This is a genomic window from Lentzea sp. (assembly GCF_036380075.1).
Classification (GTDB): domain Bacteria; phylum Actinomycetota; class Actinomycetes; order Mycobacteriales; family Pseudonocardiaceae; genus Lentzea.
In genome coordinates, this window is record NZ_DASVFL010000096.1 from 24,299 (window position 1) to 32,967 (window position 8,669).

Here is an 8,669-nt window from a genome sequence, read left to right on the forward strand (position 1 = left end):
CAAGTTCTACTTCGTGTCAGGAGGCTGCGATGAAGGTCGGCGTCGACCCCGCGCTGTGCGAGGCGCACGGGGAGTGCATGGCAATCCTGCCGGAGGTGTTCGATCTCGACGACGACGAGGTTTTGCAGATCCGGGACGGTGAGCTGGCTCCGGCGGAGGAAGGTCCGGCCGAACGCGCCGTCGCGGCCTGCCCGATGGGCGCGCTGCGGCTCTCACGCTGATGGGCCTTGTCATGAACAGGAACAGATTCTAGTGTGCGACGGGTACCTCAGCCGTGAGCTCAGCGAGGAGTGATACCGGTGAAGGCTGCCGTGCTGAACCAGGTGGGCGACGACAAGCTCGAGCTCCGCGACGACGTGACCACCACCGCTCCGGGGCCCCAGGAAGTCCGCATCAGGATCAAGGCGTGCGGGGTGTGCCACAGCGACCTGTCCGCAATGGACGGAACGCTGCCCGCCCTGGCGCCGGGTGTGATCGGCCACGAGGGCGCCGGTGAGGTCGTCGAGACCGGCAGTGCCGTGACGCAGCTCGCGGTCGGCGACCACGTGGCGATCACGTTCGTGCCGCCGTGCGGCAAGTGCGCGCAATGCGTTACGGGACAGGCGCATCTCTGTCTGGTGCACACGCTTTCGGCGTTCACGTCACCGCGCTTCGTCGTGGGCGGCAACCCCGCCTTCGGCTACGCCGGCCTGGGCGCGTTCGCCGAGGAGATGGTCGTGCCGGCGGATGCCGCCATGAAGATCGACGACGACGTGCCGTGGGACGTCGCCGCGCTGCTGTCGTGCGGCATCCTGACCGGCGTCGGAGCGGTGCTCAACACCGCGAAGGTCGAACCCGGCTCCAGCGTCGCGGTGATCGGCTGCGGCGGTGTCGGTGTCGCGGTGATCCAGGGCGCGCGGCTGGCCGCGGCGGCGAGGATCGTCGCGGTCGACCCGGTCGCCGAGAAGCACGAGGTGGCGCAACGGTTCGGCGCGACGCACGCGACGGCGCCCGACGGCATCGCCGACCTGAACAACCAGCTCAACTCCGGCATGGGCTTCGACTACGTGTTCGACGTGGTCGGCATCCCGGCGACGATCCGCCAGGCGTGGGACCTCACCCGGCGCGGCGGCCACACGGTCGTCGTCGGCGCGGGACGGGCGGACGCGATGGTGTCGTTCAGCGCCCAGGAGCTGTTCCTGCACGACAAGACGTTGCACGGGTCGTTCTACGGGACGGCGAACTTCCGCCGCGACGTGCCGCGGATGATCGCGCTGTGGCGGCAGGGCCGGCTCGACCTCGAGGGCATGATCAGCAAGCGGATCAAGCTGGAGGACGTGAACGAGGGCCTGCAGGCGTTGCGCGGCGGCGGATCGCTGATCCGCCAGGTCATCCTGTTCGACTGACGAGTTGCTCCAGGAGTCTGCTGTGGACCTTTCGGGGAAGGTCGCCGTCGTCACCGGCGCGGGTGCCGGGCTCGGCCGCGCGGAGGCGCTCGCACTGGCCCGCGCCGGGGCGGGTCTGGTCCTCAACGACCTGCCGGGCTCGGCCGACGCCGTCGTGGCCGAGGTCGAGGAGCTGGGCGCGAAGTGCGTCGTGGTCGAGGGGGACGTGGGGGAGCGGAGCACCGCCGACGCCCTCGTCACCGCGGCCGTCGAGCAGTTCGGCGGCCTGCACGTGGTGGTGAACAACGCCGGGGTGCTGCGCGACCGGATGTTGTTCAACATGACCGACGACGAGTGGGACCTGGTCGTCAAGGTCCACCTGCGCGGCCACTTCCTGCTGTCGCGCAACGCGGTCGCGCTGTGGAAGCGGCAGTCGAAGGCGGCGGGCGAACCGGTCTACGCGCGGATCGTCAACACCGCGTCGGAGGCCTTCCTGCTCGGCTCCGAGGGCCAGGCCAACTACGCGGCGGCCAAGGCGGGCATCGCCGCGCTGACGGTCGCGACGGCGAGGGGCACCAGCCGGTACGGCGTGCGCGCCAACGCGATCTGCCCGCGTGCCCGCACGCAGATGACCGCGCACGTGTTCGGCGACGCGCCGGAAGGCGACGACTCGCTGGCGCCCGAGCACGTCGCGAAGTTCGTCGCACACCTGGCGGGACCGTCCGGCGAGAAGGTCAACGGACAGGTCTTCGTCGTGCACGGCGGCATGGTCGCGCTGATGGCCCCGCCCACCGTCGAGCAGAAGTTCGACGCCTTCGCGGATCTCGACGGCTACTTCGCCGCACGCGATCCACAGAGGACGTTCGCCTGTACGGACACGATGAGTCTTTGATCAAGGCCCTGTAGGAGGAGCTGTGACGCTCACCGTCCAACCGCACCGCGAGACGCTGGGCCTGAAGGACGGCCGGCTCCTCATCGGGGGCGAGTTCCGCGAGACCGACGAGACGTGGACGCACCACCACCCCGCGACGGGGGAGGAGATCGGCAGCTTCGCCGTCGCGTCCGAGAAGGACGTCGACGCCGCCGTCCGCGCCGCCCGCAAGGCGTTCGACGAGGGCACGTGGCCACGCGCCGGGGCGGGCGAACGCATCAAGGTCCTGCGCCGGTACGGCGACCTGCTGCGCGAGCACGCCGACGAGCTGAAGGGCCTGCAGGCGCTGGACAACGGCGTTCCGCTGTCGTTCGGGCAGATCTACGCGACCTCGGTGAACATCGCGGCCGACATCTTCGACCACCACGCCGGCTGGATCGACAAGGTCGGCGGCCAGACGCTGCCGCCGTACCAGGGCGGCGACCACCTGGCGATGACGTTCCGCGAACCGGTCGGCGTCGTCGCGGCGATCCTGCCGTGGAACGCGCCGTTCGTGCTCTTCGCCCAGAAGATCGCCCCCGCACTGGCCGCGGGCTGCACGGTCGTGCTCAAGCCGTCGGAGTTCGCGAGCTTCTGCGTGATCCGCATGGTCGAGCTGCTGATCGAGGCGGGCCTGCCCGAGGGCGTCGTCAACCTCGTCACCGGTCCCGGCAACCCCACCGGCGAGGCGCTGATCACGCACCCGCTGGTCGACAAGATCAGCTTCACCGGCAGCCGCGGCGTCGGCCGCCGGATCGTCGAGGCCTCCGCCGGGACGATGAAGCGCGTCTCGCTGGAGCTGGGCGGGAAGTCGCCCGCCATCGTGTTCGCGGACGCCCCGAACGTCGGCCTGGCCGCGATGACCTGCATGGGCATGGTGACGATGGGCCTGTCCGGACAGGCCTGCGTCGCGCACACGCGGGCGCTGGTCGCGCGGGAGGTGCAGGACGAGTTCGTCGCCACCGCCCAGATGCTCGCGGGCGCCGTCACGTTCGGCGACCCGTTCGACCCCGGCGTGCTCGCCAGCCCGCTGATCAACTCCCGGCAGCTCGACCGCGTCCTCGGCTACATCGAACGCGGCCAGGAGGACGGCGCCCGGCTCGTCACCGGCGGCACCCGGCTCGACGGCGACCTCGCGGCCGGCAACTTCGTCGCGCCGACCATCTTCGCCGACGCCAGCAACGACATGACGATCGCCCGCGAGGAGATCTTCGGACCGGTGCTCACCGTCGTCCCGTTCGACAGCGAGGAAGAGGCGATCCGGCTCGGCAACGACACCGAGTACGGACTGGGCGCCGGTGTCTACACCAACGACGTCCGCCGCGCGTTCCGCGTCTCGAAGTCGTTGCGGGTCGGCATGGTCGGCATCAACGGCTTCCAGCTCGAACCGCACGTCCCGTTCGGCGGCTACAAGCAGTCGGGCCTGGGCCGGGAGGGCGGGCAGAGCGCCTACGAGGCCTACACCGAGCTCAAGACCGTGATGATGCCGCTCACCGACGAGATGATGTAGATGCGGCTCGACGGGAAGGTCGCCCTGGTCACCGGGGCCGCACGGGGTCAGGGCGCGGCCGCGGCGCGCCGGTTCGTCGCCGAGGGCGCGCGGGTGATGATCACCGACGTCCTCGACGAGCAGGGCAAGGAGCTCGCGGCCGAGCTGGGCGCCGAGTTCTTCCACCTGGACGTGTCGTCGGAGGACGGCTGGGCGGACGCGGTCGCCCACACCGTGGAGACGCTGGGCGACATCACGGTCCTCGTGAACAACGCCGGGGTCCTGCACTTCTCCGCGCTGGCCGAGACGACGCTCGCCGACTACCAGCGGGTGGTCGGCATCAACCAGGTCGGCACGTTCCTCGGCATGCGCGCGGTCGTGCCGTCGATGAAGCAGGCCGGCGGCGGCTCGATCGTCAACGTCTCGTCCGTCGAGGGCATGGGCGGAATGCCCTACCTGGTCGCGTACACGGCGTCGAAGTTCGCGATCCGCGGCATGACCAAGGTCGCCGCGATGGAACTGGGCCAGCACGGCATCCGCGTCAACTCGGTGCACCCCGGCGCGATCGACACCCCGATGGTGAGCGAGGCGCTCGGACGGCCGATCGACGTGTCGCCGATCGGCAAGAAGCTCGCGTTGCGACGCATCGGCCGGCCGGAGGACGTCGCGAACGTCGTGCTGTTCCTGGCCAGCGACGACAGCGCCTACTGCACGGGCGGCGAGTTCGCGGTCGACGGAGGAGCGACGGCGACGCACGCCCTGAGTGGTTGATTCGGGCTCCGATACGAGACAACCCCCGCGCTCCCCAGAGCGTCTGCATGATCGAGAGGTTCAGGACATCTGGGGAGTTGTATGAAATCTCTGTTGATCACGGCTGCGCTGGTGCTCGGTCTGGCACCGGTCGCCACCGCCGCCGAGGAGGCGCAGACGCCGTCCCTGTCGTGGCAGGACTGCCAGGACGGGTTCCAGTGCTCGACCGCGAAGGTCCCGCTCGACTACGACCGGCCGGGCGGCACGAAGATCGACCTCTCGCTGATCAGGCTGCCCGCGACCGACCCGGCGAAGCGGATCGGGTCGCTGTTCGTCAACTTCGGCGGGCCCGGCGCGTCCGGCGTCGACCGGCTGCGGGCGCGCGGCAGGTGGGAGTGGCTGTTCTCGCCGGAGCTGCGGGCCCGGTTCGACGTCGTGTCGTGGGACCAGCGCGGCATCGGGCGGTCGGCGACGGTGCGCTGCTTCGACAGCGTCGAGGAACAGCAGGCCTTCCTGAACTCCATCCCGGTCTACCCGGAGACGGCGGCGCAGGAGCCGGCGTTCTACGACAGCTACCGCGAGTTCGTCAGCCGGTGCGAGGCCAGGTCCGGTGACCTGCTCGACCACGTCTCGTCCGCGAACACGGCACGGGACCTGGACCTGCTGCGCAAGGCGGTGGGTGACAAGTTGCTGACCTACCACGGCATCTCGTACGGCACGCACCTCGGCGCGATCTACGCGAACCTGTTCCCGGACAAGGTGCGCGCGCTCGCGTTCGACGGCTCGCTCGACTTCGTCGGCAACGCGACCGGGCACGGCGACCAGGGCACGACCGTGCCGCTGGACACCCGCCAGGACGTGCCGCGTGGCGTGGCCGAGACGTTCGACCAGTTCCTGAAGCTCTGCGCGGCTCCCGGCGCGAACTGCGCGTTCGCCGGTGGCGACCTGAAGCAGAAGTGGGCGGACCTGGTCGCACGGGTGACGGCCTCGCCGGTCACCACGCCGGACGGCCGGTTCGACCGCGTCACGCTGGTCAGCACCGTCTGGGACGCGCTCGCGCAACCCGAGACGTGGCAGGACACCGCCCGGATCCTGCAGGGGGTCTGGGAGGCACCGGCCTCGCTGACGACCGCCGCGGCCGACTACACCTCCAACCGGTTCGAGGCGTTCAACGCGGTCCAGTGCTCGGACAGCGACTTCCCGCGCGACCCGGCCGTGTACACGCGGTACGGGGCGAGCGAGGACCAGCGCGTCCCGTACTGGGGCCGTGCCGTGGTGTTCGACATGATGGCCTGCGCGTTCTGGCAGGGCCGTGACGACGACCGCTACACGGGTCCGTGGAACCGCCGGACGTCGGCGCCGATCCTGTTCGTCAACAGCAGGTACGACCCGTCGACGCCCCTGCACGGTGCTCGCGACGGCGCCGCGGAGCTGTCCCGGACCGGGTTCCTGACGGTGGAGGGCTACGGGCACACGTCGATGTACGTGCGCAGCGCGTGCGCGGAGAAGGTGAAGCGGGAGTACCTCTTCACCGGTGTCCTGCCCACGCAGAAGACGTGCGGCATCGACAGGTCGCCGTTCGCCTGATCTGTTCGTTCCGAGGGGCCTCACCCGTTCCGGCGGGTGGGGCCCCTCTTGTCGTGCCGGTGGCAGGTGCGGTAAGAATTCTGAACCGGTAAGAAATCTGAACCAGGAGGAAGCCGTGCTGGCCGATCTGGCGCGCGAGGTCGCCCCGAAGACGGAGTCCGCGGGTGCGCTCGCTCCCGAACTGCTGGAGGCGATCCGCTCCGAGGGCCTGTTCCGGCTGGGCGTCCCCGCCTCGCTCGGCGGACCGGAGCAGGCTCCCGGTCCGACGCTGGCAGCCGCCGAGTCGCTCGCCCGCGGCGACGCGTCCGCCGGGTGGTGCGTGTCGATCGCCACCACCAGCAGCCTGCTCGCCGCCTACCTGCCCGCCGAGGGCGCCGAGGAGGTCTTCGGCGATCCCCGCTCGGTGGCGTCGGGGGTGTGGGCGCCGCGCGGCCGGGGCGCCGAGGCCGACGGCGGCGTCGTGGTGTCGGGACAGTGGTCGTTCTGCTCGGGGATCCAGCACGCCGACTGGTTGTTCGCCGGGTTCGTGCTCTCCGGCGCGATGAAGGTGGCGGCACTGCCCCGCGCGTCGCTGGAGGTGCTCGACACCTGGCACACCACGGGGCTGCGCGGTACCGGCAGCCACGACGCGGTGGCGCGCGAGGTGTTCGTGCCGGCCTCGCGGGTGCTGTCGGTCATGGACGGACCGCTGCATGGCGGTGCCCTCTACCGGTTCCCGGTGTTCGGGTTCTTCGCCCTGTCGGTGGCAGCGGCGGCACTGGGCAACGCGTTCGGCGCCCTCGACGACTTCACGACCCTGGCGGGCGAGCGCACGCCGACGGGTTCCCGGCGCACCCTGGCCGAACGGTCCTCGACGCAGGCGGCCGTGGCCGAGGCGACCGCGTCCTTGAGGGCGGCGCGGGCCTTCTACTACGAAGCCGTGGCGGAGGCCTGGGCAGCGGCACAGGGCGACGAACCGGTGTCGTTGCAGGCGAAGACGTCGTTGCGGCTGGCGGCGACGCACGCGGCGCGCACCGCACGGTCGGTCGTCTCCGAGCTGTACGACATGGCCGGCGGCGGCGCGATCTACGACGGCGCCGCGCTCCAGCGGCGTTTCCGCGACGCCCACACCGCTTCGGCGCACTTCCAGATCAACGCGGCGTCGTACGAGGTCCCGGGCAAGGTGCTGCTCGGCGTTCCCGCGCAGACGGAGCAGCTGTGAGCATCGGTGTCGTGACGCCGTTCTGGCTCGACCGGCCGCCGCTGGAGGCGGTCGACATCGCCGTGGCGGCCGACGAAGCCGGGTTCGGAACGGTGTGGATCGGGGAGATGGCGACGTTCGACGCGTTCGCCCTGGCCACCGCCGTCGGTCTGCGGACGTCGGGCATCGCGTTGAAGATCGGGCCGCTGGCGGTCGGCGTGCGGAGCCCGGTGGCCCTGGCGCTCGGACTGTCCACAGTGGTCGCCACCACCGGGCGGCGGGCCGATCTCGCGCTGGGGGCGTCGAGTCCGCGGATCGTGACCGAGTGGCACGGGCGGGAGTGGGCGCCGGTACGGCTGACGCGGGAGACCGTGCGGGACACGCGCGCCCTGCTGAACGGTGAGCGCGTGGCCGGGTTCCGGTTGCAGCACCCGGTTCCGGACGCGTCGATCTCGGTCGCGGCGTTCGGGCCGGCGATGACCCGGGTCGCGACCGAGGTGGGCGACGAGGTGGTGCTCAACCTGGTCAGCGCCGCCCACGTGGCGCAGGCCGAGGCCGACGCGCTCGCCGTCTGGATCCCCGCCGCGCTCGACCCCGGCCCGGACACCCTGCGCCAGCTCCGCAACCAGCTCTCCGTCTACCTCGCCCCGCCGGGCTACGGCGAGATGTTCACCGCCCTCGGCCACGGCGACCTCGTCGGCCAGGCCCGGGACGGCCGGCCGCGTTCCGAGCTGGCCGAGCACATCCCGGTGGACCTCGTGGAGGCCGTCGGCGCGATCGGTTCGGCCCAGGACATCACCCGCCGAGTCGACGAGTACCTCGACGCCGGTGCGAGCCACGTCGGCCTCGTGCCCGCGACTGCCGAGGACCCGGCGGGACGACGCCTGCTGACCGCGCTGGCCCCACTGCTCGCGGAGGACCGCCGATGATCGACTCCGACGCCCACGGCCGCCGGTTCCGCGGCGAGTCCGTCGGCCGGGCGCTCGACCTGGTGGGGGAGAGGTGGACGCTGCTCATCCTGCGCGAGGCGTTCTTCGGCGTCCGCAGGTACGGGCAGTTCGTCCGCAACCTGTCCATCCCGCGCCCGACCCTGTCGGCCCGGCTCAGGTCCCTCGTCGACGCCGGGCTGCTCCAGCGCGTCCCGTACGCGGAGGACCGCGAGGAGTACCGGCTCACGCAGACCGGGCTGGAGCTGTTCCCCGCCATCGTGATCCTGATGAAGTGGGGTGACGCGCACGTCCCCGACCCCGACGGGCCGCCGATCGTGCTGGAGCACAACGCGTGCGGTAAACCCGCCGACGCGTTCCTCGCCTGCCGGTGCTGCGGCGAGGAGATCACCGCGTACAACGTGACCGCCCATCCCGGCTGATCCCGGTCACCGCCAGAGGA

9 protein-coding genes are annotated in these 8,669 nt (G+C 71.1%); all 9 read left to right on the plus strand.

The features are described 5' to 3' along the window. Nucleotides 1–29: 29 nt before the first annotated feature. The 9 genes from VF330_RS11535 to VF330_RS11575 all read left to right on the plus strand — a co-directional run bounded on the left by VF330_RS11535 (nt 30) and on the right by VF330_RS11575 (nt 8,649). Entirely contained in the window at nt 30–221 is a 192-nt protein-coding gene (locus VF330_RS11535; RefSeq protein ID WP_330851536.1) for a ferredoxin, read from the plus strand. A gap of 78 nt (nt 222–299) precedes the next feature. Then, nucleotides 300–1,385, plus strand: a complete 1,086-nt coding sequence (locus VF330_RS11540) for a Zn-dependent alcohol dehydrogenase (RefSeq protein ID WP_330851537.1) — start codon at nt 300–302, stop codon at nt 1,383–1,385. A gap of 22 nt (nt 1,386–1,407) precedes the next feature. Further along, entirely contained in the window at nt 1,408–2,256 is an 849-nt protein-coding gene (locus VF330_RS11545) for an SDR family NAD(P)-dependent oxidoreductase (protein ID WP_330851538.1), read from the plus strand. A 22-nt stretch (nt 2,257–2,278) separates the two neighbouring features. Further along, entirely contained in the window at nt 2,279–3,784 is a 1,506-nt protein-coding gene (locus tag VF330_RS11550; protein ID WP_330851539.1) for an aldehyde dehydrogenase family protein, read from the plus strand. After that, nucleotides 3,785–4,534: a glucose 1-dehydrogenase gene (locus tag VF330_RS11555; protein ID WP_330851540.1), complete on the plus strand. Its 750-nt coding sequence runs from the start codon at nt 3,785–3,787 to the stop codon at nt 4,532–4,534. Between the two features lie 81 nt (nt 4,535–4,615). Beyond that, a complete protein-coding gene (locus VF330_RS11560; RefSeq protein WP_330851541.1) occupies nt 4,616–6,100 on the plus strand; it encodes an alpha/beta hydrolase in 1,485 nt (494 codons plus the stop codon). Nucleotides 6,101–6,215: 115 nt separating this feature from the next. After that, complete coding sequence (locus VF330_RS11565; protein ID WP_330851542.1) at nt 6,216–7,301, plus strand: acyl-CoA dehydrogenase family protein; 1,086 nt, start codon at nt 6,216–6,218, stop codon at nt 7,299–7,301. Then, a complete protein-coding gene (locus VF330_RS11570; protein ID WP_330851543.1) occupies nt 7,298–8,209 on the plus strand; it encodes an LLM class F420-dependent oxidoreductase in 912 nt (303 codons plus the stop codon). The genes VF330_RS11565 and VF330_RS11570 overlap by 4 nt, the downstream gene beginning before the upstream one ends. Continuing rightward, complete coding sequence (locus VF330_RS11575) at nt 8,206–8,649, plus strand: helix-turn-helix domain-containing protein (protein ID WP_330851544.1); 444 nt, start codon at nt 8,206–8,208, stop codon at nt 8,647–8,649. Before VF330_RS11570 ends, VF330_RS11575 begins: the two co-directional genes overlap by 4 nt. Nucleotides 8,650–8,669: the final 20 nt, after the last annotated feature.